This is a genomic window from Streptomyces griseosporeus, from assembly GCF_014656055.1.
GTDB lineage: Bacteria > Actinomycetota > Actinomycetes > Streptomycetales > Streptomycetaceae > Streptomyces > Streptomyces griseosporeus.
In genome coordinates this window covers 122,164-146,920 of sequence record NZ_BNBR01000008.1, presented here as the reverse complement: position 1 = coordinate 146,920, position 24,757 = coordinate 122,164, and the positions used below count along the sequence as shown (strand labels likewise).

Sequence of the window (24,757 nt, the reverse complement as noted above, 5' to 3'; positions counted from 1 at the left end):
GGGCTCTGAGAGACTGGGGGCGCGATGAGTGAGACAGCAAGCCGGCCGACCGCCCCCCTGCGGGCCCGCGCCGAGATCGATCTGGCCGCCCTGCGGGCCAACGTGCGCACCCTGCGCGCACGGACGCCCGGCGCGGCCTTCATGGCCGTGGTGAAGGCCGACGCGTACGGCCACGGCGCGCTCCCGTGCGCCCGCGCGGCGATCGAGGCCGGTGCCGGCTGGGTGGGCACGGCCACGCCCGAGGAGGCCCTCGCCGTACGGGCCGACGCCGGCGTCCCCGCCGACGTACGCGTCATGTGCTGGCTGTGGACGCCGGGCGGGCCATGGCGGGAGGCGATCGACGCCGACATCGACATCTCGGTCAGCGGCATGTGGGCGCTGCGCGAGCTGACCGACGCCGCCCGCACCGCCGCGCGGCCCGCGCGCGTACAGCTCAAGGCCGACACCGGCCTCGGCCGCAACGGCAGCCAGCCCGACGACTGGCCCGAACTCGTCGCCGAGGCGCTGCGCGCGCAGGCCGAGGGACTGCTCACCGTCACCGGGCTGTGGTCGCACTTCGCGTGTGCCGACGAGCCCGGCCATCCGTCCATCGCCGCCCAGCTCGCCCTCTTCCGCGAGATGGTCGCGTACGCCGAACAGCAGGGCGTGCGCCCCGAGGTGCGGCACATCGCCAACTCCCCGGCCGCGCTGACCCTCCCCGAGAGCCACTTCGACCTGGTCCGCCCGGGCATCGCCATGTACGGCGTCTCGCCCAGCCCCGAGCTGGGCACCCCCGCGGACTTCGGACTGCGCCCGGTGATGACGCTGTCCGCCTCCCTCGCCCTGGTCAAGCACGTCCCCGGCGGCCACGGCGTCTCCTACGGCCACCACTACGTCACCCCCGGCGAGACCACCCTCGGCCTCGTCCCCCTCGGATACGGCGACGGCGTCCCCCGGCACGCCTCCGGCACCGCGCCCGTCCTCGTCGACGGCAAGTGGCGTACCGTCGCGGGGCGGATCGCGATGGACCAGTTCGTCGTCGACCTCGGCGGCGACGAGCCCGAACCGGGCGCCGAGGCCGTCCTGTTCGGGCCCGGCGACCGCGGCGAGCCCACCGCCGAGGACTGGGCGCAGGCCGCGGGCACCATCGCGTACGAGATCGTCACGCGCATCGGATCGCGCGTCCCCCGCGTCTATCTCGACGAGGGTGAGTGACCACACTCCCGCCCCTTGGGTGAAGGAAGAACGAAGCGGGTAACCGCTTCCGGTGGCAGCAGGCCCCGCAGTACGGCGAGAAGGAGCGGTACGTGAGCGAGAGCAGTGCGGAGGCCGTCGTGGCCGCGGCCGTGGCCTCCGCCGCGGCGGCGCCCGGCGGCTGGCGCAGGGCGACCGGTCTCGCCGGTGCCGCCATAGGCGTGATAGCGGCGGGCGCCGCGGCCGGTGTCGCCATCGAGCGGATGACCGTCGGCCGCGGCATGCGCCGCAAGGCCCGCCTCGCCCTGGACTCCGCCGGGCCCTACGGCGCGCTGCGCGGCACACCCGGCCGGGCCGTCGCCGACGACGGCACCGAGCTGTACTACGAGGTCGACGACGTCGAGCCGGAGGGCGGCTCCGCGCCCCGCAGACGCCGGCTGTTCGGCCGTAAGGCGCCGCTGCCCGTCACCGTCGTGTTCAGCCACGGCTACTGCCTCAGCCAGGACTCCTGGCACTTCCAGCGCGCGGCCCTGCGCGGCGTCGTACGGACCGTGCACTGGGACCAGCGCAGCCACGGCCGCTCCGGGCGCGGCGCGGCGCAGACCCGGGACCGGGTGCCCGTCACCATCGACCAGCTCGGCCAGGACCTGAAGGCCGTCATCGACGCGGCCGTGCCCGAGGGGCCGATCGTGCTGGTCGGGCACTCCATGGGCGGCATGACGGTGATGGCGCTGGCCGCCCGGTACCCCGAGCTGATCCGCGACCGGGTGGTCGCCACCGCCTTCGTCGGGACGTCCTCCGGGCGGCTCGGCGAGGTGAACTTCGGGCTGCCCGTCGCCGGGGTCAACGCCGTCCGCCGCATCCTGCCCGGCGTGCTCAGCGCGCTGGGCCGACAGGCCGAGCTGGTGGAGAAGGGCCGCCGGGCCACCGCCGACCTGTTCACCGGGATCATCAAGCGGTACTCGTTCGCGTCCCGGGACATCGACCCGGCCGTCGCCCGGTTCGCCGAGCGGATGATCGAGGGCACGCCCATCGACGTAGTCGCCGAGTTCTACCCGGCCTTCACCGACCACGACAAGACCGAGGCGCTGGCCTGCTTCCGGGACATGCCGGTGCTGGTGCTGGCCGGCGTCGACGACCTGGTCACGCCGAGCGAGCACAGCGAGGCCATCGCCGACCTGCTGCCCGACGCCGAGCTGGTCCTCGTCCCGGACGCCGGGCACCTGGTGATGCTGGAACACCCGGAAGTGGTCACCGACCGCCTCGCCGACCTGCTCACCCGCGCGGGTGCCGTGCCCGCAGGGGCTACCGTGGGTGGCTATGGAAGCACCAGCAGCACCGCCCCGTCGGGCTGAGACCCGGCTGACCGTCACCTCGCCCGAGCAGATGCGGGAGCTGGGCCGCCGGCTCGCCGGGCTGCTGCGCGCCGGCGACCTGGTGATGCTCAGCGGGGAACTCGGCGCCGGCAAGACCACGCTCACCCGCGGCCTCGGCGAGGGCCTCGGCGTGCGCGGCGCCGTCACCTCCCCGACCTTCGTGATCGCCCGCGTCCACCCCTCCCTGAACGACGGGCCGCCCCTCGTCCACGTCGACGCCTACCGGCTCGGCGGCGGCCTGGACGAGATGGAGGACCTGGACCTGGACGTGTCGCTGCCGGAGTCGGTCGTCGTCGTGGAGTGGGGCGAGGGCAAGGTCGAGGAGCTGACCGAGGACCGGCTCCAGGTCGTCATCCACCGGGCCGTCGGCGACACCACGGACGAGGTGCGCCAGGTGACGCTGACCGGGCTGGGCGAGCGGTGGGCCACCGCCGACCTGGGCGCGCTGGCGGCCTGACCCGTCCGGGCTACCCGCGTTCCGACAGGCTGTCGGGAAGATATTGCGCCGGGCGTCCCCTGCGTGGTCACATGGTAGGGCACTCGTAGTTAGGTGTACCTAAGTACGTCCGCCCCCGGCCCCCAGGAGGCGTCCATGCCGGCCACCGACAGCCAGCCCCCGCCGCACCGCCCGTACGCGATCTCCGGGCTGTCCATGCGGGACCTGCTGGCCTCGTGCGCGGCGGCGGACGCCGTCTCCCTGCCGCCACGGACACCCGACCCGGGCACCGGCACCAGCACCGGCACCGGCACCCGCGAGGTACGGGAGGAACGCCCTCAGGCCGCCTGAGCCGTCCCGCCGCCCCGCCGGTCCGCCGTCTCAGCGGATCACCACGACCTTCCGGCCGATCGTCGCGAACCGCCACATCGCGTCGCCGTCCTCGCGCGTCTCCCTGATCCCGCCCGTGCGCGGCGCCTCCTCCGGCGCCGGGGCCGCCGACCCGACGGCCGCGCTGAACCCGATGGCCACCCCGTCGACGCTGGTGAACCGCACGACGTGCTCGATGGGGGTGCCGTCGGTGCCGGTGACCGCGTTGGAGCGGGAGGTCACGTGGTAGACGCCGGGCGCCGGGTCCACCGTGCCGGGCGTCACCTCGAAGGTGCGCCGCACCGCGTTGCCGGCGCCGACCAGCCAGACCCGGTCGTCGTCCACCGAGTACACGACCCGCTCGCCGGTGCCCGAGCCCGCCGGCAGCGCCGCCGGGTTGCGCTTGTCCCGGGGCGCCTTGGTGGCGACGGGGGAAGCGCTCGGCACCGGCTTGCCGGTCAGCCCGGCGGGGACGGTCGCCGAGGCCTGCCAGGCGAGGAAACCGACCGTGGCGAGGGCCGCCGCGGTGAGCCCGGCCACGATTCCGGAGCTGCTGCTTGCCACCGTTGCCCACCTCTGGCGCTCGCGTCGTACGTCGTGCCGGGGCCGGTCGCCGGGGCGCGCGGGGCCGCCCGGGACAGGTCCCGCGCCGACCGTAGCAGCAGCGGGGCGCTCCTCCGGCCCGTCCGACACGGACCCCGCGGCGCCGTAGGCTGTTTGCGTGCTCTTGCTCGCTCTGGATACCGCCACCCCTGCCGTCACCGTCGCCCTGCACGACGGGACGGACGTCATCGCCTCCTCCGGACAGGTGGACGCACGCCGGCACGGCGAGCTGCTGCTGCCGGCCGTGGACCGCGTGCTCGCCGAGGCCGGACTGAAGCTGGACGCCGTCACCGCGATCGTCGCCGGCACCGGGCCCGGCCCCTACACCGGCCTGCGGGTCGGCCTGATGACCGCCGACACCTTCGGGCTCGCCCTCGGCGTCCCCGTGTACGGCGTGTGCACCCTGGACGGCCTCGCCTACGCCGCCGACATCGACCGGGGCCCCTTCGTCGTGGCGACCGACGCCCGCCGCAAGGAGGTCTACTGGGCGACGTACGCCGACTCCCGCACCCGGCTGACCGGCCCCGCCGTCGACCGGCCCGCCGACATCGCCGACCAGGTCAAGGGCATGCCGGCGGTCGGCGCGGGCGCGCTGCTGTACCCGGAGACCTTCCCGCAGGCGCACGAGCCCGAGCACGTCTCCGCCGCCGCCCTCGCCCGGCTGGCCGCCGAGCGGCTAGCGGCCGGCGAGGAGCTGCCCGCGCCCCGGCCGCTGTACCTGCGCCGGCCCGACGCCCAGGTCCCCAAGAACTACAAGGTGGTCACCCCCAAGTGACGGGCACCGTGCTGCGCGAGATGCGCTGGTGGGACATCGATCCCGTGCTGGAGCTGGAACGCGAGCTGTTCCCCGAGGACGCCTGGTCGCGCGGGATGTTCTGGTCCGAGCTGGCCCACTCCCGGGGACCCGACGCGACCCGCCGCTACGTGGTCGCCGAGAACGGCGAGCGGATCGTCGGGTACGCGGGCCTCGCCTCCTCCGGCGACCAGGCCGACGTCCAGACCATCGCCGTCGCCCGCGACCAGTGGGGCACCGGGCTCGGCTCCCGGCTGCTCACCGACCTGCTGAGGGCGGCGACCGCCTTCGAGTGCGCCGAGGTGATGCTGGAGTGCCGCGTCGACAACGTCCGCGCGCAGAAGCTGTACGAGCGGTTCGGCTTCGAACCCATCGGCTTCCGGCGCGGCTACTACCAGCCCGGCAACGTGGACGCCCTGGTCATGCGCCTGACCGACCCTTCGACCTCCGTACAAGGAACCGACACCCATGGCTGACGAACCCCTCGTCCTCGGCATCGAGACCTCCTGCGACGAGACCGGCGTCGGCATCGTCCGCGGCACCACCCTGCTGGCCGACGCCGTCGCCTCCAGCGTCGACGAGCACGCCCGCTTCGGCGGTGTGGTGCCCGAGGTCGCCTCCCGCGCCCACCTGGAGGCGATGGTCCCGACCATCGACCGCGCGCTGAAGGAGGCCGGGGTCGGCGCGAAGGACCTCGACGGCATCGCGGTCACCGCCGGACCCGGCCTCGCGGGCGCGCTGCTGGTCGGTGTGTCGGCGGCCAAGGCGTACGCCTACGCGCTCGGCAAACCCCTCTACGGCGTCAACCACCTCGCCTCGCACATCTGCGTCGACCAGCTGGAGCACGGGCCGCTGCCCGAGCCGACGATGGCGCTGCTGGTCTCCGGCGGGCACTCCTCGCTGCTGCTGTCCTCCGACATCACCTCCGACGTCCGCCCGATGGGCGCGACCATCGACGACGCGGCCGGCGAGGCCTTCGACAAGATCGCCCGCGTGCTGAACCTGGGCTTCCCCGGCGGCCCGGTCATCGACCGGTACGCGCGCGAGGGCGACCCGGACGCGATCGCCTTCCCGCGGGGGCTGACCGGGCCGCGCGACCCGGCGTACGACTTCTCCTTCTCCGGTCTGAAGACGGCGGTCGCCCGCTGGATCGAGGCCAAGCGCGCCGCCGGCGAGGAGGTGCCGGTCCGCGATGTGGCCGCCTCCTTCCAGGAGGCCGTCGTGGACGTGCTGACCCGCAAGGCCGTCCGCGCCTGCAAGGACGAGGGCGTCGACCACCTGATGATCGGCGGCGGCGTGGCCGCCAACTCGCGGCTGCGGGCGCTCGCCCAGGAGCGCTGCGAGAAGGCCGGCATCCGGCTGCGCGTGCCGCGGCCCAAGCTGTGCACGGACAACGGCGCGATGGTCGCCGCCCTCGGCGCGGAGATGGTCGCCCGGAACCGGGCCGCCTCCAGCTGGGACCTGTCGGCCGACTCCTCGCTGCCGGTGACCGACCCGCACGTCCCCGGGCACGACCACGTGCACGAGGTCAGCAAGGAGAACCTGTACTCGTGACGGTCGCCCTGATGTGGGAGGCGCGGGCGGCGCAGGGCCGGGGCGCGGAGCTGCTGGCCTGGGCGCGGGCGCAGGAACTGGACGCCGAGCCCCTGCGCCGGGAGACGTTCCGCGCCCCTGAAGACCGGGTCCTGGTCATCACCTGGTGGGACGCCCCCTACGACGCCGACCTGCCCGAACTGCCCGAGCCCGGCCCGGAGTTGGTGACGCGGGCGGTGCACCGGTGGCGTTTCGAGTCGGTGGCCGCGTCCTGAGGTCGCCCGGTCACGGCTGAGGGGCGGACAGGATCCACACCGACGGCAGCAGGGCACCCATCGCCAGCACGAAGCCGACGGTCCCGGTCAGGCCGCCCTCGGCCAGGGCGAGGCTCATGACCAGCCCCACCACCGCACCGCCCCCGGTGAGCAGCAGGACCTGCCGCCACCAGGCCCGGGCGGGGCGTACGACGGTGCCGGCCGGGATCACGAACGCGTCCCGCAGGCCGCCGGCGGCGGAGCGCGGCCGGTCGAGCAGCTCGTGCAGCGGAGCGCCGCGGCGCAGCCGGCCCAGCGGCACCAGACGGGTGCCGTCGGGGAGTTCCACCACGACGGGACGGCGGGTGTCCGTCCGGCCGTGCACGGTCACCTCGACCGGCTCGTGGTCGTGGCCGTCCAGCGCCGGGTGGCCCATCACCCGCTGCCAGACCGTGCGGCCGTCGCCGTCGGTGAGGGCGAGCCACGTCGTCTCCGGCGCCCGCCAGCCCTGCGGGCGCTCACCCGCCCGGACCACGGCCGTCATCGGGCGGCCCGGCCGGCGTCCCGTCAGCCGGAACCGCACGCCCCGCCACGCCCACACCCCGGTCATCGCGAGCGCGACCGACCCCGCCAGGGCCAGCGGGACTAGCAGGTCGTCCTCGGCCGCCGTCTCCTCCGGGTCGGCCGGGAAGCCGCTCGGGTCGGCCGCGTCCGGGTCGTAGGCGACGGGGAATCGGCGGCCCTCGGCGTAGCGGCCGGTGTCGTAGACGCCGAAGCGCTCGACATGGGTGTGCCCGGACCGGTCGGTCCAGCGCACCCGGATGTCCTCGTCGTCGCCGACGCCGTCCTCGACGACCGTGCCGGACGCGGTCGCGGTGGCCCGGTCACGGGCGGTCGTGTACGCGTACGCGTGGCCGCCGAGCCACGCGGCGAGCAGGGCGTAACCGGCGACGATCACCGTCACGCCGAGCAGGGCGACGCGGGAGGGCTTCACGCGCGCGCTCCTTCCTTGTCCGCGAGCGGGCCGAGCAGCGCCCGCACCGGGCCGGTGTCGCCGCTGTCCACCGCCTCGCCCACCAGGGCGTGCAGATCGACGACCCGCCCGTCCGGCGCGGTCAGGACGGAGGTCAGCCAGCGTCCGGCGTACGTCCAGCCGGCGGCGTGCAGGACGGCGGTCAGGGCGGTCGTCCCGGCACCGGTCAGCACCTCCCGCGCCAGCGCCGCGCGCGCCTCGGCGTCCAGCCACCTCAGGCCCGGTTCCAGACGCCGGGCCAGCTGCTGTCCTGTCCCGTCGGCCACGGCGTCCAGGACCGCGGTCAGGGCGTGAACCGGCAGCTCCTCGCCGGTGACGCGCAGCAGGAGGTCCAGGCCGGGGGTGCCGCCGAGTTCGTGCAGGCGGTCGTCGGGCAGGTCGAGCAGCCGTACCCGGGCCGCCTCCCCGTCGATCACCTCGACCTCCTCCAGCTCGGCCAGCTCACGCACGCACCAGCGGGCGAGCGCTGCCGAGGTGCGCAGCGGCAGGGGAGCGGTGCCGTACGTCCCGGCCGCCTCCGGCGCGTCCGCCAGGGCCTCGATCCGCCGGGCGAAGGGGGGATGCCCGGCCGACGCGTACGGGTCGACGGCGTCGTCCGCGGCGGCGGTGCGGGCCGCGCGCGCGACGACGTGCGGGTCGGCGAGGGCGGCGTCCAGGGCGTCGTAGAAGTCCTCGGGGAAGGCGTCCTCCTCCGCCAGGGCCGACCACCAGGCCTCGCCCAGCCCCTCGTACACGGCATGCAGCACCGCCGTGCGGCGCAGCGCGTCCATCGCCGCCTTGCCGCCCGCGATCCGCGCGGCCTGCGCGTCGGCGGCCAGTTCCGCCCGCCACACCAGCGGCTGGGAGGCCCGCAGCAGCGGCGCGGCCAGCGGGGCGAGCGGGCGCAGAAACCCCGCCAGACGCTCCGCGAGCAGTTCGCGGGCGAAGCCCAGCAGGGCCGTGCCGCGGGCGCGTGCCTGCTGTTCGTGCGCCAGTTCGTGCGCCACGACCGACGCCAGCTCGGCCTCGGTGAGCGTGCGCAGCAGGGGCAGCCCGAGCAGCAGGACGTAGCTGGGCGTCCCGTCGACGCGCGCGGGGCCGAGGGAGGCCTGGACGTCCGGGACCACCCGGACGAGCAGCGGCCTGCGCAGGCCGACCCGGTCGGCCACGTCCCGTACCAGCGCGGCCAGTTCCGGCTCGTCGGCGGGGCGGAGCGCCCGGCCGGGGAGCGGGCCCCGGCCGAAGGCCGCCCGGACCGGCCCGGCCAGCAGCGCCACCGCGGGTGCCAGGAGCAGCCACTCCGCCCGCCACACCAGCGCCGCGCCGACCAGGGCCACCACGAGCACGGCCTGCGGCAGCCAGGCGACGGACAGCAGGGTGGCGGTGAGGGACCAGGTGCGCAGGGGGGACGGGCGTATGTCCATGGCGTTCGCTGTCCTGTCCCCTCATGTCTCGGGTGCACGTCTTCGCGTCGGCGGATTGTGGCATGACAAGGTGGCCGGAGCGGGGGCCGATTATCCGAATCGCTCGAATATTTCGGGAGCCCGCGCGAATCTTCCGGAAGATCGATGCGCCCCAAGGGGTTCGTCCGTCGGCCCGCCGAGGATACGATCGCCGCCATGACAGCTCCGGACTCCGCCGAAACCCCGCACCGGGGGCGGTCCAGCCAGACCGCCACCCTCGCCGAGATCGCCCGTGAGGCCGGTGTCTCGGCCCCGACTGTTTCGAAGGTCCTCAACGGCCGCGCCGACGTCGCCCCGGCGACCCGCAGCCGTGTCGAGGAGCTGCTGCGCGCCCACGGCTACCGGCGCCGCCGCGCCGAGGCCAGCCGCTCGCCGCTGATCGACCTCGTCTTCCACGAGCTGGAGAGCGCCTGGGCGATGGAGGTCATCCGGGGCGTGGAGAACGTGGCCCGCGACGCCGGGCTCAGCGTCGTCCTCAGCGAGAGCGCGGGCCGGCTCACCCCCGGCCGCACCTGGGCCGACCAGGTCGCCGCCCGCCGCCCGCACGGCGTCATCCTCGTCCTGTCCGACCTCGACGAGTCCCAGCGGGCGCTGCTGACCAGCCGCTCCATCCCGTTCGTGGTGATGGACCCGGCCGGCGACCCGGGCGCCGACGTGCCGTCCATCGGAGCCACCAACTGGCAGGGTGGTCTCGCCGCCACCCGGCACCTGGTCGACCTCGGCCACCGCAGGATCGCCGCGATCAGCGGCCCGCAGCGGATGATGTGCAGCCGGGCCCGCGTCGACGGCTACCGCGCCGCCCTGGAGACCGCCGGACTGCCGGTCGACCCCGACCTGGTCCGCACCGGCGACTTCCACCACGACGCCGGCTACCGCCTCGGCCGCGAACTGCTCAGCCTGCCCGACCGGCCCACCGCCGTCTTCGCCGGCAACGACCTCCAGGCGCTCGGCCTGTACGAGGCCGCGCGCGAACTGGGGCTGCGCATCCCCGAGGACCTGAGCGTGGTCGGCTTCGACGACCTGCCGGTGGCCCGTTGGGTGGGCCCGCCGCTGACGACCGTACGGCAGCCGCTGACCGAGATGGCCGAGGCGGCGGCCCGGCTCGTCCTCGAACTGGGCCGGGGCGACGAGGCGCCGGTGGCCACCCGCGTGGAACTGGCGACGAGCCTGGTGGTGCGGGCGAGCACCGGGGCACCCGTGGCCGGAAGTTGACGTATTGACGGGTGGGACGGGCGCCTCCACACTCTGCCGCAGCCAATCGGTGGAACGACCGAATCTTTCGGAGGCACCCGCCCATGAGAACCTCCAGAGCGCTGTCCTCAACCGCCCGCCTGACCGCCCTGGCCGCCGGCGCCGCCGCCGCGCTGACCCTCGCCGCGCCCGCCGCCCACGCCGCCGACCCGCCGCTGCGCGACCTCGCCGCGGCCCAGGGCAAGGTCATCGGCACGGCCGTCACCGGCTCCAAGCTCACCGGCACCTACGGCGACACCGCCGCCCGCGAGTTCTCCTCCCTCACCCCCGGCAACGCCATGAAGTGGGAGTCGGTCGAGCCGACCCGCGGCACCTACAACTGGGCCGAGGCCGACCAGATCGTCGACTTCGCCGAGGCCCACGGCCAGCAGGTGCGCGGCCACACCCTGGTCTGGCACAGCCAGAACCCCGGCTGGCTCGCCAACGGCAGCTGGACCGCCGCTCAGCTCGGGCAGCTCCTCGACGACCACATCGCCACCGAGGTCGGCCGCTACAAGGGCCGCCTCGCCGCCTGGGACGTCGTCAACGAGCCCTTCAACGAGGACGGCACCTACCGGCAGACCCTCTGGTACAACGGCCTCGGCACCGACTACATCGCCCGCGCCCTCACCGACGCCCGCGCCGCCGACCCGGCCGCGAAGCTCTACATCAACGACTACAACGTCGAGGGCGTGAACGCGAAGAGCACCGCCCTGTACAACCTGGTCAAGTCGCTGAAGGAGCGCGGCGTCCCGATCGACGGCGTCGGCCTCCAGGCCCATCTGATCCTCGGTCAGGTGCCCTCCACGCTCCAGCAGAACATCCAGCGCTTCGCCGACCTCGGCGTGGACGTCGCCCTCACCGAGCTGGACATCCGCATGCAGCTGCCCGCGGACACCACCAAGCTCGCCCAGCAGAAGGCCGACTACCAGGCCGTGGTGGCCGCCTGCGCCGCCGTCACCCGCTGCGCCGGCGTCACCGTCTGGGGCTTCACCGACTCCGACTCCTGGATCCCGGACGTCTTCCAAGGCTACGGCGCGGCGACGCCGTACGACGAGAACTACCGGCCCAAGCCCGCCTACTACGGCATCGCGAAGGCGCTCGGCGGCAGCGGCGACGGGGGCACGCCTCCGGCCGGCGCGTGCACCGCCTCGTACAGCGTCGTCAACCAGTGGAACACCGGCTTCACCGGGCAGGTGCGGATCTCCTGCTCCGGGGCGGCGCTGGCGAACTGGAAGGCGAGCTGGACCTTCGGGGCGGGCCAGCGGATCAGCCAGGCGTGGAACGCGACCTGTGCGCAGACGGGGGCGGCCGTCACCTGTTCCAGCGCCTCGTACAACGGGACGGTTCCCGACGGGGGCTCGGTGACGTTCGGCTTCAACGCCGCGTGGAGCGGCAGCGGGGAGAACCCGGTGCCGGTGGTGACGCTGGGCTGAGGGCCGTCCGAGGAGGGCCGCCCGGTCGCGGCCATCCAGGGCCGGAAAAAATCTTCGGAGATTTCCCGCTCCTGTGTCGATCCGGCCGTCCGCCGGTCGACGCAGGAGTGAGAGGCCGGGACGGACCCGGCCCGTGGACCACCGAGGAGTCACCATGCCGCGCTACCTCTCCCTCATCCGCATCGACGAGAACGACAACCCCGGCGGCCCCAGCGACGCCCTCATGCAGCGGATGGGCGAGCTGATCGAGGAGATGACCAAGGCCGGCGTCCTCCTCGACACCGCCGGGCTCACCCCCAGCGCGCAGGGCAGCCGCGTGCACTACGAGGGCGGGCAGATCTCCGTCACCGACGGGCCCTTCACCGAGACCAAGGAGGTCATCGGCGGGTACGCGCTCATGCAGGCCAAGGACAAGGCCGAGGCCCTGGAGTGGACCCAGCGGTTCCTGCGGATCCACGAGCCGGAGTGGACCGTGACGTGTGAGCTGCGCGAGGTCATGGAGGGCTGAGCCTGCTTGGCCGTACGGCCGCACGGGTGTCTGATGGTGGGCTGTGACACCGCAGCCCACCGCCGGCCCCGATCCCGCAGCCGGCGAGCAGCCCGCCGCCGCCGAGACACACCGCGCCATCGAGACCGTCTTCCGGCTGGAGTCGCCGCGCGTCATCGCCGCGGCCGCCCGGCTCGTGCGGGACATCGGCGTCGCCGAGGAGCTGGCCCAGGACGCCCTGGTCGCCGCGCTGGAGCAGTGGCCCCGCGACGGGGTGCCCGACAACCCGGGCGCCTGGCTGACGACCACAGCCCGGCGCCGCGCCGTCGACCTGATCCGGCGCCGCGAGAACCACGCCCGCAAGCTCCAGGAGATCGGCCGCGACCTGCCCGACAGCGTCCCGCCCGAGGACGTCGCCGACCCCGACGCCATCGACGACGACCTGCTCCGGCTCGTCTTCACCGCCTGCCACCCGGTGCTGTCCGCCGACGCCCGGATCGCCCTCACCCTGCGCCTCCTCGGCGGCCTCACCACCGGCGAGATCGCCCGCGCCTTCCTCGTGCCCGAGGCGACGGTCGCGCAGCGCATCGTCCGTGCGAAACGCACCCTCGCCGCGAAGAAGGTCCCCTTCGAGGTGCCCTACGGCCCCGACCGCGCCGCCCGCCTCGGCTCCGTCCTCGACGTCATCTACCTGGTCTTCAACGAGGGATACGCGGCCACCGCCGGCGACGACTGGCTGCGCCCGGCGCTGTGCGAGGACGCGCTGCGGCTCGCCCGCCAGCTCGCCCAGCTGATGCCGAAGGAACCCGAGGTGCACGGCCTGGCCGCGCTGCTGGAGTTCCAGGCCTCCCGCACCGCCGCCCGCACCGGCCCCGACGGCACGCCCGTCCTGCTCCGCGACCAGAACCGCAGCCGCTGGAACCGCATGCTCATCGCCCGCGGCGTCGCCGCCCTGGAACGCGCCGACGCGCTGGCCACGGGCGCGCCCGGCCCGTACGCCCTCCAGGCCGCCATCGCCGCCTGCCACGCGCGCGCGTACACCTACGAGGAGACCGACTGGTCCGCCATCGCCGCCCTGTACGGCCTGCTGGCCGCCCGCTCCCCGTCGCCGGTCGTGGAGCTGAACCGGGCGGTGGCGGTGTCCATGGCCGAGGGACCCGGCCCCGCGCTGGACCTCGTTGACGCCGTCGCCGACCGGCTGGGCGACTACCACCTCCTGCCCAGCGTCCGCGGCGACCTGCTGCTGCGGCTGGGCCGTACGGCCGAGGCGCGGGCGGAGTTCGAGCGGGCGGCGGCTCTGACGGCGAACGAGCGGGAACGGGAACTGCTGCTGCGGCGGGCGGAGGAGTGCGGCTAGGGCCTGTCTTTCGGATCAGCCCGACGCCGGGTGCCCGAGCAGCATGGTCGGTGCGCCGGCCACGCGGGTGAGGAAGACCGTCACCGCGTGCGGGCCGTGCTGCTTCGGCAGCACCTTGCGGCGCAGTTCCTCCGGCTCGACCGCCGACCCGCGCTTCTTCACGGTGAGCACCCCGACCTCCCGCTCCCGCAGCAGCGCCTTCAGCTTCTTGACGTTGAAGGGGAGCCGGTCGGTGATCTCATAGGCGTGGGCGTACGGCGTCGCGTGCAGCTCGTCCGCGGTGACGTACGCGATCGTCGCGTCCAGCAGCCCGCCGCCGACCTGCTCGGCCACCTCGGCCACCAGATGGGCGCGGATGACGGCACCGTCGGGCTCGTACAGGTACCGGCCCACCGGGCGCACCGGCGGGTCGGGCAGGCCGCGGCCGGGGAGGGTGTGCGGACCCGGCAGCAGCGTGGCCCGTACGGTGCCCGGCCGGTCCGTGCCGAACCACAGCACCGCCTCCTTCACGTCCCCGCCGTCCGAGATCCACTCGGCCTCCGCGTCGTCGGGCACCGCCTCGTGCGGGATGCCCGGCGCCACCTTCAGCGCGGCGTACGGGCGCTTGCGGGCCGCCTCCACCGCCCAGGACAGCGGCGGTGAGTAGGCCTCCGGGTCGAAGATCCGGCCGCGCCCGCCGCGCCGGGCCGGGTCGGCGAACACGGCGTCGTACGCGGCCGTGTCCACCTCCGTGACGTCCGCCTCCCGCACCTCGATCAGACCGGCGAGGCCCAGCGCCTCGGCGTTGGCCCGGGCCGTCGCGGCGGTCAGCGGATCCCGGTCGACGGCCAGCACCCGGATGCCGGCCCGGGCCAGCGCGATCGCGTCGCCGCCGATGCCGCAGCACAGGTCGGCGACGGAGGTCACGCCGAGTGCGGCGAACCGCCGGGCCCGGTACGCGGCCACGCTCGCCCGCGTCGCCTGCTCGACCCCGTTCGGGGTGAAGAACATCCGCCCCGCGTCCTGCGCCCCGAACTTCGCCACCGCCCGCTGCCGCAGCCGCGCCTGGCCGAGCGCCGCGGACACCAGCTCGGCCGGGTGGCTGCGGCGCAGCCGTGTGGCGACGGCGAGTTCGTCGGCCGGGTCGGTGCCGCGGACCTCGTCGAGGAGGGCGCGGCCTTCGGGGGAGAGGAGGCGTTCGAGGTCGTTCACCGGGTCATTGTGGGCCAGTCGGTGGATGGTGTGCCGTTCGGCGGCGCGGCCGGGGCGGGTCGGGGGCAGTGGGCTGCGAGGATCCGGCGCCATGCGAGTAGTCGTACAAAACGATGAAAATGGGGCGGCTGTCGGGTGGCGCGGGCGGGGACCGGGCCGGCGTCCGCGGGGTGCGGTGCGGGGCGGGCTCGGGCTGCTGGTCGCCGCCGCGCTCGCCTCCGGCTGTGTGCAGGGCGGTGGGTCCGACGCGGACGTGCGGCCGGCCTTGGGGCAGCAGCAGTCGTCGTCCGCGCCGCCGGCCGCGGGGGCGCACGCCGAGCTGCTGGGCGCCGGGACGGCCGAGAAGGCCGCGAAGGCCGCGCGGGTCGCCGCCGCCAAGCGGTGGGGGCTGGACCGGGTGCCGCTCGTCGCCCCGGCGCCGCCCGCGAAGAAGCCGCGGATCACCACCCGGGACGGCTTCGAGGTCGACGACCACGAGGAGCTGGGGCTGCCGCCCGTCTTCACGACGATCCCGACCAAGAAGAAGATCGTCTTCCTCACGATCGACGACGGCGCCGAGAAGGACCCGGCGTTCCTGCGGATGATGAGGGACCTGAAGATCCCCTACTCGGCGTTCCTCAGCAACTACCTCGTCAAGGACGACTACGGCTACTTCCGGAAGATGCAGGACACCGGGGTCGTCCTGAACAACCACACCCTCCACCACCCCTATCTGCCCGGGCTGTCCTACGCCGAGCAGAAGCGCGAGATCTGCGGCATGCAGGACGTGATCGAGAAGCGCTACGGCCGGCGTCCGACCCTCTTCCGGCCGCCGTACGGGAACTACAACCAGGACACGCTGCGTGCCGCGAAGGCCTGCGGGATCAAGTACGCCCCACTCTGGGACGAGGAGGTCTTCGTCGACCACTGGGAGTACCGCGAGTGGGACCAGGACCTCCACCCCGGCGACATCGTCCTCAGCCACTTCCGGGGGCGGGACGACTGGAAGGGCACGATGCCCGACATGATCCGCCGGTTCCTGAAGAAGGTGACGGACAAGGGGTACGCCGTGGCACGCCTGGAGGACTACCTGTGAGAGCGAGGGGGCTCGCGGCCGCGCTGCTGGCGCTGGTCGCGCTGGTGCCGCTGGCGGGGTGCGCGCAGTCGGTGGATCCCATCGAGAGGCTGGGGAAGAAGGCGGCGGAGCGGGTGCGGTCGCAGGGGCCGGTTCCCGCGGCGGGGCCGCGGGCGCCGGCGCTGCCCCGGGTCGTCGACCGGGTGCGCACCCGGGAGCGGGTGGTCTTCCTGACCTACGACGACGGGGTCGAGCGGGACCCGCGCTTCGTGGACATGGTGCGCGAGCTGCGGCTGCCGGTGGCGATGTTCCTCACGGACAGTGTGGTGGGGCCGGGGTACGGGCACTTCGCGCGGCTGCGCGCGGTGGGGGCGAGCATCGAGAACCACACGCTGGACCACTCGGCGCTGCGGGGGCTGCCGTACGCCGGGCAGCGGGCGGAGATCTGCGGCCAGCAGGAGAAGCTGCGGGCGCGCTTCGGGGTGCGGCCGCGGTTGTTCCGCCCGCCGTACGGCACGTACGACGCGACGACGCTGCGGGCGGCGGGGGGCTGCGGGATCTCGGCGGTGGTGCTGTGGCGGGTGTCGGTGGACGGCGACGGGGGTCTGTCGTACGCCCGTGGCGCGCATCGCCTGCTGCCGGGGGACATCGTGGCGGTGGACCCGGACGAGACGACGGGGACGCCGCTGCGGGAACGGACGGCGCGGCTGCTGGAGGAGGTCAGGGGGCGGGGGCTTCGGGTGGCCCGCCTGGAGGACTACGTGTAGCCGCGGGTGGGTGGGTGGTTGCCCGCGCAGTTCCCCGCGCCCCTGAATGCCTGCGGCGGCCCGTTTCTGCCCGTGGGTGGCTGCGGCGGCGCGGCCGCGATTCTCACCCCCCGTCCCGCGCCGCGCCGCACGGCAATTGGCACTCCGCTTGACCGAGTGCTAATCGCGGTCATAGTCTCGGCTCTGGCACTCCCCCCAGGAGAGTGCCAACAACGCGACGGGCAGGTCCGGCACCCGCGACGACGGATCGACCTGGTCGCCACCTCAGACAGTTAACCCCGTGAGATCTCCGAAGGGGGAGGTCGGATCGTGACGACCGCCAGCTCCAAGGTTGCCATCAAGCCGCTCGAGGACCGCATCGTGGTCCAGCCGCTGGACGCCGAGCAGACCACGGCCTCTGGCCTGGTCATTCCGGACACCGCCAAGGAGAAGCCCCAGGAGGGCGTCGTCCTGGCCGTGGGCCCGGGCCGCTTCGAGGACGGCAACCGCCTTCCGCTCGACGTCTCCGTCGGCGACGTCGTGCTCTACAGCAAGTACGGCGGTACCGAGGTGAAGTACAACGGCGAGGAGTACCTCGTCCTCTCGGCCCGCGACGTCCTCGCGATCATCGAGAAGTAAGCACACTTCACCCGAAGTTTTGCTTTTGAGCTGCGCCCCCGGCCCCCGCGCCCGATAACAAGCCGGGCGCCCGGGGCGCAGTTGTTTTCACCCACAGACTTTCGGAGAGGGCTCCCGCTGTCATGGCGAAGATCCTGAAGTTCGACGAGGACGCCCGTCGCGCCCTCGAGCGCGGCGTCAACAAGCTGGCCGACACGGTCAAGGTGACGATCGGCCCCAAGGGCCGCAACGTCGTCATCGACAAGAAGTTCGGCGCCCCGACCATCACCAACGACGGCGTGACCATCGCCCGTGAGGTGGAGATCGAGGACCCGTACGAGAACCTCGGCGCCCAGCTGGTGAAGGAGGTGGCGACCAAGACCAACGACATCGCGGGTGACGGTACGACCACCGCCACCGTGCTGGCCCAGGCGCTCGTCCGCGAGGGTCTGAAGAACGTCGCCGCCGGCGCCTCCCCGGCCGCCCTGAAGAAGGGCATCGACGCCGCCGTCAAGGCCGTGTCGGAGGACCTGCTCGCCTCGGCCCGCCCGATCGACGAGAAGTCCGACATCGCCGCCGTCGCCGCGCTGTCCGCCCAGGACCAGCAGGTCGGCGAGCTGATCGCCGAGGCGATGGACAAGGTCGGCAAGGACGGTGTCATCACCGTCGAGGAGTCCAACACCTTCGGTCTGGAGCTGGACTTCACCGAGGGCATGGCCTTCGACAAGGGCTACCTGTCGCCGTACTTCGTGACGGACCAGGAGCGCATGGAGGCCGTCCTGGAGGACCCGTACATCCTCATCAACCAGGGCAAGATCTCCGCGATCGCCGACCTGCTGCCGCTGCTGGAGAAGGTCATCCAGGCCGGCTCCTCCAAGCCGCTGCTGATCATCGCCGAGGACGTCGAGGGCGAGGCCCTGTCCACCCTCGTCGTGAACAAGATCCGCGGCACCTTCAACGCCGTCGCCGTCAAGGCGCCCGGCTTCGGTGACCGCCGCAAGGCGATGCTGCAGGACATGGCCGTCCTCACCGGCGCCACCGTCATCTCCGAGGAGGTCGGCCTCAAGCTCGACCAGGTCGGCATCGACGTGCTCGGCTCCGCCCGCCGCGTCACCGTCACCAAGGACGACACCACGATCGTCGACGGCGCCGGCAAGTCCGAGGACGTCCAGGGCCGCGTCGCGCAGATCAAGGCCGAGATCGAGAACACGGACTCCGACTGGGACCGCGAGAAGCTCCAGGAGCGCCTCGCGAAGCTGGCCGGCGGCGTGTGCGTGATCAAGGTCGGCGCCGCCACCGAGGTGGAGCTGAAGGAGAAGAAGCACCGTCTGGAGGACGCCATCTCCGCGACCCGCGCCGCGGTCGAGGAGGGCATCGTCTCCGGTGGTGGCTCCGCGCTCGTCCACGCCGCGAAGGTGCTGGACGGCGGCCTCGGCAAGACCGGCGACGAGGCCACCGGTGTCTCCGTCGTCCGCCGCGCGGTCGTCGAGCCGCTGCGCTGGATCGCCGAGAACGCCGGCCTGGAGGGCTACGTCATCACCTCCAAGGTCGCCGAGCTCGACAAGGGCCAGGGCTTCAACGCCGCCACCGGCGAGTACGGCGACCTGGTCAAGGCCGGCGTCATCGACCCGGTCAAGGTCACCCGCTCCGCCCTGGAGAACGCCGCCTCCATCGCCTCCCTGCTGCTCACGACCGAGACCCTGGTCGTCGAGAAGAAGGAAGAGGAGGAGCCCGCCGCCGCCGGTCACGGCCACGGCCACGCTCACTGAGCCCACGCGCTCGCAGGAAGGCCCCGGCACCGTTCAGGTGCCGGGGCCTTCCCCCTTCGCGGGTGTCACTCGCCGAGTACCCCCAACTGCTCCATCAGGCCCGCGCGGTCGTAGCTCCACCAGCCCTCGCAGATCCGGCCGTCCCGGAAGCGCTGCCAGGTCGTGCCCTCCATGGACACCTCCTGGCCGCTCGCCGGGATGCCCAGGTACTCGCCCTTGTGGCGGCCCAGCCACATCCAGCGCGTGCACACCCGGTCGTCCTGCGCGATCTGGTCGTCCACGCGGAAGCCGAAGTCGAAGGCCGCACGCCAGCCCGCGTACTGGTCGCGCACCGCGGCCACGCCCTGTACCGGGTGCGGATAGGACGGGTCGTGGTCGACGTAGTCGTCCGTGACGTGCTCGCCGATGCGGTCCGGTTCCATCGAGCCCATCGCCGCGAAGAACGTCCGAGCCGCGAGCAGGTTCAGCTGTTCGTCGCGGACCACGTCGAGGTCCGTGAAGGTCGGCATCTCGTCGCAGAGCGCGACCATCTCCCGGAAGATCTTGTCCGTCTCGGGCAGGTTCGAGTTCCGCATCGCCTCCTCGTACGACGGGAACTCCACGATCTCGATCACATGTGCGGCGTCCGAGCGGTCCTTGCCGACCAGCGCGTGCGTCGCCGTGCGCTTGCCGCGGGTCGCCTCGACCCACGCGTCCATCAGCCGGTTCATCTCGTCGAGCCGGCTGGTCCTGCAGTCGATGAGCTGTACGAAGGTCATGGTGCCGCCGCCTTCCGGTCCCCCGTGGGTTTCCGGTCATCCGCCCGGTCCATTTTCCCACCGGAGGCGCCGGGCCACCTGTCCGCTACCGCGGCCCGTACTTGCGGCCCGTCTTCGAGGTGATCCCGCCCAGCATGCCCCGCGGCACCAGCTTCGCCGCGCCCATCAGCACCTTGTAGCGGGGGTCCGGGATGGAGAGGGTCTTGCCCCGCGCGAGGTCGGCGAGGGCCGACGCCACCAGCTTGTCCGCGTCCAGCCACATCCAGCCGGGGATGTTGTCCGTGCCCATGCCGGCCCGCTGGTGGAACTCCGTGCGCACGAAGCCCGGGCACAGCGCCATCAGACGGACGCCGCTCCCGGCCAGGTCCTTCGCCGCGCCCTGGGTGAACTGCACGACCCACGCCTTGGAGGCGCCGTACGTGCCGCGCGGCACGAACGCGGCGACCGACGCCACGTTCACCACACCGCCCCGGCCGCGCTCGCGCATCGCCTCCGCCGCCGCCGACGTCAGCCGGAGCACCGCCTCGCAGTGCACCTTCAGCATCCGCAGCTCGTCGGCCATGGACACGTCCAGATAGCGGCCCTTGTTGCCGAAGCCGGCGTTGTTCACCAGCAGGTCGACGGGGTTGCGGCGGTCGCCGACCCGTTCGGCCACCGCCTCGATGCCCTTGTCCTCGGCGAGGTCGGCCGTGAGGACCTCCGCCTCGATGCCGTGCCGGTCGTGCAGCTCGGTCGCCTGCTCGCGCAGCCGGGCGGTGTCCCGTGCCACCAGCACCAGGTCGTGTCCGTCCGCCGCCAGCCGCCGCGCGAACGCGGCACCGATCCCCGCGGTCGATCCCGTAATCAGAGCCGTTGTCATGGGCCAAGCGTAGGTGCCCGGACCGACGGCGTCCGCTGCGCTGAGCCCCGGTCAGACGCCCTGCGGCTCCCCGTACTTCTCCACGTACGCGCGGGCCGCCGCCAGCGCCTCCGGGTGCAGCGCCGTACCCGCCGCCAGCAGCCGCGGCAGCAGCGTGCGCTCCGTGGTCGTCGCGCGGAACTCCAGCGCGGCCGTGATGCCGTGGTCCGGGCGGTGCACGATCTCGATGCTGTCGCCCGCGCGGATCTCGCCGGGCTCGATCACCCGCAGATAGGCCCCCGTCGCGCCCTTGCGCGTGAACCGCTTCACCCAGCCCGGCTCCCCCAGATGGCCCTGGAAGGTACGGCAGGGGATGCGCCCCGAGGTCACCTCCAGCAGCACCGCGCCGCCGATCAGCCACCGCTCGCCGATCAGCGCATCCGACACGTCGAGGCCCTCGGTGGTGAGGTTCTCGCCGAAGCTGCCGTTGCGCAGGGTCCGACCCAGCTCGCGTTCCCAGTCGTCGAGGTCCTCGCGGGCGAACGCGTACACCGCCTGGTCGTCGCCGCCGTGGTGGCGGGTGTCGCACACCGCGTCCCCGGCCAGCCCGCTCGCCCCGACGCCCTTGGGTCCGGGCGCCGCCACCCGCACCGGGCCCTCCACCGGGCGCTTGTCGATGCCGGTCAGGCCCTGCGGCTGGTCCGTGTAGGGGACGGCCTGCGCCTGTCCGACATTCACCGAGAGAAGCTTCATGCCCGCACGGTAGGCCACCCCGGCTCAAAGTGTCGACGCATTATTGGCCACCGTGTCCAAGAATCACTTATGCTCAGAGGGTGATCGAGGCCCGCCATCTCCGCGTCCTGCGCGCCGTCGCCGCCACCGGCTCCTTCTCGGCGGCGGGGCGGGAGCTCGGGTGCACCCAGCCCGCCGTCAGCCAGCAGATGAAGGCCCTGGAGGCCTCGGTCGGCACCCCGCTGCTGGTGCGCAGCGGCCGCGAGATGCGGCTGACCCAGGCGGGGGAGGCGCTGGTCCGGCACGCGGCCGGGATCCTCGCCGGGCTGACCGCCGCCGAGGAGGAGGTCGCCGCCATCGCGGGCCTGCGCGCGGGCCGGGTCCGGCTGGTGTCCTTCCCCAGCGGCAGCTCCACCCTGGTCCCGACCGCGCTGGCCGCCCTGCGCGCCGCGCACCCCGGCACCCGGGTCTCCCTGGAGGAGGCCGAGCCGCCGCAGTCCGTGGACAAGCTGCGGGCCGGCGACTGCGACATCGCCCTGGCCTTCCGCTACGAGGGCGCGGCCGTCGCCGACGAGTGGGACGACCTCGTCGTACGGCCCCTGCTGCGCGACCCGCTGATCGCCCTCGTGCCGGAGCGGCACCCCCTCGCGCGCTCCGCCGCCCCGGCGGGGTCCGTCGCCATCGGCGCGCTGGCCGGCGAGCCGTGGATCGCCGGGTGCCCACGCTGCCGCGGGCAGTTGGTGGAGGTCTGCGAGGCCGCGGGATTCACCCCGCGCATCGACTTCGCCACCGACGACTACCCGGCCGTGGTCGGCCTGGTCGGCGCCGGCCTCGGGGTGGCCGTGCTGCCCCAGCTCGCGGTGGAGTCCGTACGGCCTCGCGGCGTACGCATGTTGACGCTTGAACCGTCAGTGCGCCGTGAGGTCGTGGCCCTCACGCTCCCCGACCTCGCCCAGGTGCCGGCGGTGGCGGCGACGCTGGAGCAGCTGGCCCGGGCCGCGGCCCGCTAGGCCCCTTTGTGCGCGGGTGCACGAAGTGAGGGCACGCGTGTGCGTGCCCTCTGTTTCGAAGAAACGTTCCTTCAGTTGTTCGAAGCGACGTCGCCGCCTGCTGCCGACGCCGACACCAGCCGGTTGCGCGCCCGCCCCATCAGTTCCTCGCGCTCGTCCTCCGTCAACCCGCCCCACACGCCGTACGGTTCCCGTACCGCCAGCGCGTGTGCCGCGCACTGGGCGCGGACCGGGCACCTCATGCAGACCTCCTTGGCCGAGTTCTCGCGAGCGCTGCGAGCGGCACCTCGCTCGCCCTCCGGATGGAAGAACAGCGAGCTGTCCACCCCGCGGCATGCAGCCAGGAGCTGCCAGTCCCACAGGTCCGCGTTCGGTCCGGGAAGGCGGGAGAAATCTGCCATTGCGTGACCCCTTGCAGCCGTTTCGAGCGGATACGGTGCCCACGACCGTACATCTACGATCTAAGGAGATGAAAATATGACTCATTGCGAATCTAGCCTCAGACACTGGTAGATGGGAAGAAATAGGGCCGAATGGGGCACGGTTGTGATGAAAGCTTGAGGGTCTGCCGCGCGCATCTCCGCTGTATCCGCCCCCTCACGTAGAGTGCTCAAGATGGCACACGGCCCCGTAACTCTTTCGAGTGACCGTCGTTGAGAGTGCGGAGGCGGTTGAAAACACAAGCGCTCGGGCAGGCGTCCGAGACGGTCGACCGCACAGGTGACGATTTCGTACCAGCCTGGAGGCACAAGGTGACGCGCATCAGCTGCGGAGGGCGGCCATGACTTCCGTCCTCGTCTGCGACGACTCCCCGCTTGCCCGAGAGGCGCTCCGCCGCGCGGTCGCGACCGTGCCCGGCGTCGAGCGCGTGACGACGGCGGCCAACGGCGAGGAAGTCCTCCGCCGCTGGGGCGCCGACCGTTCCGACCTGATCCTGATGGACGTCCGCATGCCCGGTCTGGGCGGCGTGGAAACCGTCCGCCGGCTGCTGTCCGCGGACCCCGGCGCGCGCATCATCATGCTCACCGTCGCCGAGGACCTCGACGGCGTCGCCCTCGCGGTGGCCGCCGGCGCCCGCGGCTACCTGCACAAGGACGCCTCCCGCGCCGAGCTGCGGGCCACGGTCACCCAGGCGCTCGCCGACCCGACCTGGCGGCTGGCCCCGCGCAGGCTGCGCTCGGCCGAGATGGGCGCCGCGCCCACCCTCACCGCCCGCGAGATCCAGGTCCTGGAGGGCATGAGCCACGGCCGGTCCAACGCCGAGATCGGCCGTGAGCTGTTCCTCTCCGAGGACACGGTCAAGACGCACGCCCGGCGCCTGTTCAAGAAGCTCGGCGCCTCGGACCGCGCGCACGCCGTGGCGCTCGGCTTCCGGTGGGGCCTGGTGCGCTAGGCCGTGTCCGTCGCGGACACGACCCGGGGCGCTCCACGGATCGCAGCGGGGGCGGGGCTGCCCCCGCCCGCCGTGGAGCGGCGGTCCCGGCGACGGCCGCGGGCCGTACCGGTGGCGCACGGCGCACGCGCGGCACGCGCGCGTGGGCCGTGTCCTTCCGGGCTGTCCACGTGGTCCGACCTGGGTGTGCGCCCCCCGCAGTGCCCCGTTCCGCCCGCCGCCGGCGGGGTGTGTGACGAGGCCCGCCGACGGCCCGCTGCTCGTTTCGGCGCGGATGCCGCATCCTTGAGGTGTGGAGTTCCTCGGGGAGTCGGTCGAGCGGAAGGGGAGGGCGCAGGGGATGAGTTCCGGCGCACCTGCTCATAACGCTTCGGTGCACAACGACGGGCACGGTGCCGCGGACCCTTCGGCCGCAGGGCACCATGGACCGATGCGTGACGACGAGGCGGCCACTCCTGCCCAGGGGGCGATCGGCTCCCTCGTGCACCGCGCCGTCGACGGGGACGAGCAGGCCACGCACGATCTGCTCGCCCATGTCCACCCCCTCGCCCTGCGCTACTGCCGTACGCGGCTGTCCCGGCTGCCCGGCGACGCCCGCCACTTCGTCGAGGACCTCGCACAGGAGGTCTGCGTCGCCGTCCTGCTCGCGCTGCCCCGCTACAAGGACACCGGCCGTCCCTTCGAGGCGTTCGTCTTCGCCATCGCCGCCCACAAGGTCGCCGACCTGCAGCGGGCCGCGATGCGTCACCCCGGCTCGACGGCCGTGCCGTCCGACGAGATGCCCGAGCGGCCCGACGACTCCCTCGGCCCCGAGGAGCGCGCCCTGCTCAGCAGCGACGCCGAATGGGCCAAGAAACTGCTGGCCAACCTGCCCGAGAACCAGCGCGAGCTGCTCCTGCTGCGCATCGCCGTGGGCCTCACCGCGGAGGAGACCGGGCAGATGTTGGGAATGTCACCCGGCGCCGTCCGGGTCGCCCAGCACCGCGCGCTGAGCCGGCTCCGGGCGCTCGCCGAGCAGTAACTGGGCCTGGCCCCGGCCGGATCGGCACCTTGGTCGAACAGGCGACCACTGGATTCCGTACGAACATACGAAGCCGGATGCGGTCGCGGACCGTGGAATGAGACG

General features: G+C 73.4%; 27 protein-coding genes. 19 read left to right on the top strand and 8 right to left on the bottom strand.

Features of this window, described 5'->3' with window-relative positions; genetic code table 11:
- Positions 1 to 24 precede the first annotated feature (24 nt).
- From alr to IE308_RS32010, 4 genes are all read left to right on the top strand, one after another.
- Positions 25 to 1,194 carry an alanine racemase gene (gene alr / locus IE308_RS32025; protein WP_190220588.1) on the top strand — a complete coding sequence of 390 codons (1,170 nt, stop codon included), beginning with the start codon at positions 25 to 27 and terminating at the stop codon, positions 1,192 to 1,194.
- A 92-nt stretch (positions 1,195 to 1,286) separates the two neighbouring features.
- The gene (locus IE308_RS32020) at positions 1,287 to 2,528 is read left to right on the top strand and encodes an alpha/beta fold hydrolase (RefSeq protein ID WP_190220587.1); all 1,242 of its coding nucleotides are present in this window, start codon (positions 1,287 to 1,289) and stop codon (positions 2,526 to 2,528) included.
- Positions 2,494 to 3,006 (top strand): tRNA (adenosine(37)-N6)-threonylcarbamoyltransferase complex ATPase subunit type 1 TsaE, encoded by a 513-nt coding sequence (gene tsaE, locus IE308_RS32015; protein ID WP_190220586.1) that lies wholly within the window; start codon positions 2,494 to 2,496, stop codon positions 3,004 to 3,006. The genes IE308_RS32020 and tsaE overlap by 35 nt, the downstream gene beginning before the upstream one ends.
- A 135-nt stretch (positions 3,007 to 3,141) precedes the next feature.
- Positions 3,142 to 3,336, top strand: a complete 195-nt coding sequence (locus IE308_RS32010; RefSeq protein WP_190220585.1) for a hypothetical protein — start codon at positions 3,142 to 3,144, stop codon at positions 3,334 to 3,336.
- Positions 3,337 to 3,366: 30 nt separating this feature from the next.
- Here the strand turns inward: IE308_RS32010 and IE308_RS32005 are convergent, their stop codons facing one another.
- Positions 3,367 to 3,918 (bottom strand): hypothetical protein, encoded by a 552-nt coding sequence (locus tag IE308_RS32005; RefSeq protein ID WP_190220584.1) that lies wholly within the window; start codon positions 3,916 to 3,918, stop codon positions 3,367 to 3,369.
- Between the two features lie 157 nt (positions 3,919 to 4,075).
- On the opposite strand from IE308_RS32005, the gene tsaB reads away from it, so the two are divergent.
- Genes tsaB through IE308_RS31985 form a run of 4 tightly spaced genes read left to right on the top strand, consistent with a single transcriptional unit; the run spans position 4,076 to position 6,558 of the window.
- The gene (gene tsaB, locus IE308_RS32000) at positions 4,076 to 4,732 is read left to right on the top strand and encodes a tRNA (adenosine(37)-N6)-threonylcarbamoyltransferase complex dimerization subunit type 1 TsaB (protein WP_110629852.1); all 657 of its coding nucleotides are present in this window, start codon (positions 4,076 to 4,078) and stop codon (positions 4,730 to 4,732) included.
- Positions 4,733 to 4,752: 20 nt separating this feature from the next.
- On the top strand, positions 4,753 to 5,226 hold the full coding sequence (rimI, locus tag IE308_RS31995; RefSeq protein ID WP_110636932.1) for a ribosomal protein S18-alanine N-acetyltransferase: 474 nt from the start codon (positions 4,753 to 4,755) through the stop codon (positions 5,224 to 5,226).
- Positions 5,219 to 6,304, top strand: coding sequence for a tRNA (adenosine(37)-N6)-threonylcarbamoyltransferase complex transferase subunit TsaD (gene tsaD / locus IE308_RS31990; protein ID WP_190220583.1), 1,086 nt, complete (start codon positions 5,219 to 5,221; stop codon positions 6,302 to 6,304). The genes rimI and tsaD overlap by 8 nt, the downstream gene beginning before the upstream one ends.
- A complete protein-coding gene (locus tag IE308_RS31985) occupies positions 6,301 to 6,558 on the top strand; it encodes a hypothetical protein (protein ID WP_110629854.1) in 258 nt (85 codons plus the stop codon). Before tsaD ends, IE308_RS31985 begins: the two co-directional genes overlap by 4 nt.
- 10 nt (positions 6,559 to 6,568) lie before the next feature.
- On the opposite strand, the gene IE308_RS31980 is transcribed toward IE308_RS31985, so the two are convergent.
- A complete protein-coding gene (locus IE308_RS31980) occupies positions 6,569 to 7,531 on the bottom strand; it encodes a hypothetical protein (RefSeq protein WP_190220582.1) in 963 nt (320 codons plus the stop codon).
- Entirely contained in the window at positions 7,528 to 8,973 is a 1,446-nt protein-coding gene (locus tag IE308_RS31975; protein WP_190220581.1) for a M48 family metalloprotease, read from the bottom strand. Before IE308_RS31975 ends, IE308_RS31980 begins: the two co-directional genes overlap by 4 nt.
- Before the next feature lie 195 nt (positions 8,974 to 9,168).
- On the opposite strand from IE308_RS31975, the gene IE308_RS31970 reads away from it, so the two are divergent.
- The 4 genes from IE308_RS31970 (at position 9,169) to IE308_RS31955 (ending at position 13,522) form a co-directional block, all read left to right on the top strand.
- Positions 9,169 to 10,224: a LacI family DNA-binding transcriptional regulator gene (locus IE308_RS31970; protein WP_110629857.1), complete on the top strand. Its 1,056-nt coding sequence runs from the start codon at positions 9,169 to 9,171 to the stop codon at positions 10,222 to 10,224.
- An 83-nt stretch (positions 10,225 to 10,307) separates the two neighbouring features.
- Positions 10,308 to 11,678, top strand: a complete 1,371-nt coding sequence (locus IE308_RS31965; protein WP_190220580.1) for a glycoside hydrolase family 10 protein — start codon at positions 10,308 to 10,310, stop codon at positions 11,676 to 11,678.
- Positions 11,679 to 11,832: 154 nt separating this feature from the next.
- Positions 11,833 to 12,186: a YciI family protein gene (locus IE308_RS31960; protein WP_110629859.1), complete on the top strand. Its 354-nt coding sequence runs from the start codon at positions 11,833 to 11,835 to the stop codon at positions 12,184 to 12,186.
- Between the two features lie 43 nt (positions 12,187 to 12,229).
- Complete coding sequence (locus IE308_RS31955) at positions 12,230 to 13,522, top strand: RNA polymerase sigma factor (protein WP_190220579.1); 1,293 nt, start codon at positions 12,230 to 12,232, stop codon at positions 13,520 to 13,522.
- 15 nt (positions 13,523 to 13,537) lie between these two features.
- Here IE308_RS31955 and IE308_RS31950 read toward each other — a convergent pair whose 3' ends face one another.
- A complete protein-coding gene (locus tag IE308_RS31950) occupies positions 13,538 to 14,713 on the bottom strand; it encodes a class I SAM-dependent methyltransferase (RefSeq protein WP_190220578.1) in 1,176 nt (391 codons plus the stop codon).
- Between the two features lie 91 nt (positions 14,714 to 14,804).
- Between IE308_RS31950 and IE308_RS31945 the strand changes: the two genes are divergently transcribed.
- The 4 genes from IE308_RS31945 (at position 14,805) to groL (ending at position 18,900) form a co-directional block, all read left to right on the top strand.
- Positions 14,805 to 15,788, top strand: a complete 984-nt coding sequence (locus tag IE308_RS31945) for a polysaccharide deacetylase family protein (protein WP_190220577.1) — start codon at positions 14,805 to 14,807, stop codon at positions 15,786 to 15,788.
- Positions 15,785 to 16,534, top strand: coding sequence for a polysaccharide deacetylase family protein (locus IE308_RS31940; protein ID WP_110629863.1), 750 nt, complete (start codon positions 15,785 to 15,787; stop codon positions 16,532 to 16,534). The genes IE308_RS31945 and IE308_RS31940 overlap by 4 nt, the downstream gene beginning before the upstream one ends.
- Before the next feature lie 309 nt (positions 16,535 to 16,843).
- Positions 16,844 to 17,152 (top strand): co-chaperone GroES, encoded by a 309-nt coding sequence (gene groES / locus IE308_RS31935; RefSeq protein ID WP_014178834.1) that lies wholly within the window; start codon positions 16,844 to 16,846, stop codon positions 17,150 to 17,152.
- A gap of 122 nt (positions 17,153 to 17,274) precedes the next feature.
- Positions 17,275 to 18,900, top strand: coding sequence for a chaperonin GroEL (groL, locus tag IE308_RS31930; RefSeq protein ID WP_110629864.1), 1,626 nt, complete (start codon positions 17,275 to 17,277; stop codon positions 18,898 to 18,900).
- 65 nt (positions 18,901 to 18,965) lie between these two features.
- Here the strand turns inward: groL and IE308_RS31925 are convergent, their stop codons facing one another.
- The 3 genes from IE308_RS31925 to IE308_RS31915 all read right to left on the bottom strand — a co-directional run bounded on the left by IE308_RS31925 (position 18,966) and on the right by IE308_RS31915 (position 21,249).
- The gene (locus IE308_RS31925) at positions 18,966 to 19,658 is read right to left on the bottom strand and encodes an ester cyclase (protein WP_190220576.1); all 693 of its coding nucleotides are present in this window, start codon (positions 19,656 to 19,658) and stop codon (positions 18,966 to 18,968) included.
- 85 nt (positions 19,659 to 19,743) lie between these two features.
- The gene (locus IE308_RS31920) at positions 19,744 to 20,517 is read right to left on the bottom strand and encodes an SDR family NAD(P)-dependent oxidoreductase (protein WP_110629866.1); all 774 of its coding nucleotides are present in this window, start codon (positions 20,515 to 20,517) and stop codon (positions 19,744 to 19,746) included.
- A 51-nt stretch (positions 20,518 to 20,568) separates the two neighbouring features.
- Entirely contained in the window at positions 20,569 to 21,249 is a 681-nt protein-coding gene (locus IE308_RS31915) for an MOSC domain-containing protein (RefSeq protein WP_110636935.1), read from the bottom strand.
- Positions 21,250 to 21,329: 80 nt separating this feature from the next.
- Between IE308_RS31915 and IE308_RS31910 the strand changes: the two genes are divergently transcribed.
- Positions 21,330 to 22,238 (top strand): LysR family transcriptional regulator, encoded by a 909-nt coding sequence (locus IE308_RS31910; RefSeq protein ID WP_110629867.1) that lies wholly within the window; start codon positions 21,330 to 21,332, stop codon positions 22,236 to 22,238.
- Between the two features lie 71 nt (positions 22,239 to 22,309).
- On the opposite strand, the gene IE308_RS31905 is transcribed toward IE308_RS31910, so the two are convergent.
- Positions 22,310 to 22,639 carry a WhiB family transcriptional regulator gene (locus tag IE308_RS31905; protein WP_110629868.1) on the bottom strand — a complete coding sequence of 110 codons (330 nt, stop codon included), beginning with the start codon at positions 22,637 to 22,639 and terminating at the stop codon, positions 22,310 to 22,312.
- Between the two features lie 380 nt (positions 22,640 to 23,019).
- Here IE308_RS31905 and IE308_RS31900 point away from each other — a divergent pair, with 380 nt between their 5' ends.
- Complete coding sequence (locus tag IE308_RS31900; RefSeq protein ID WP_003948568.1) at positions 23,020 to 23,631, top strand: response regulator transcription factor; 612 nt, start codon at positions 23,020 to 23,022, stop codon at positions 23,629 to 23,631.
- Positions 23,632 to 24,061: 430 nt separating this feature from the next.
- Entirely contained in the window at positions 24,062 to 24,652 is a 591-nt protein-coding gene (locus IE308_RS31895) for a sigma-70 family RNA polymerase sigma factor (RefSeq protein WP_110629869.1), read from the top strand.
- The last annotated feature ends 105 nt before the right edge of the window (positions 24,653 to 24,757 follow it).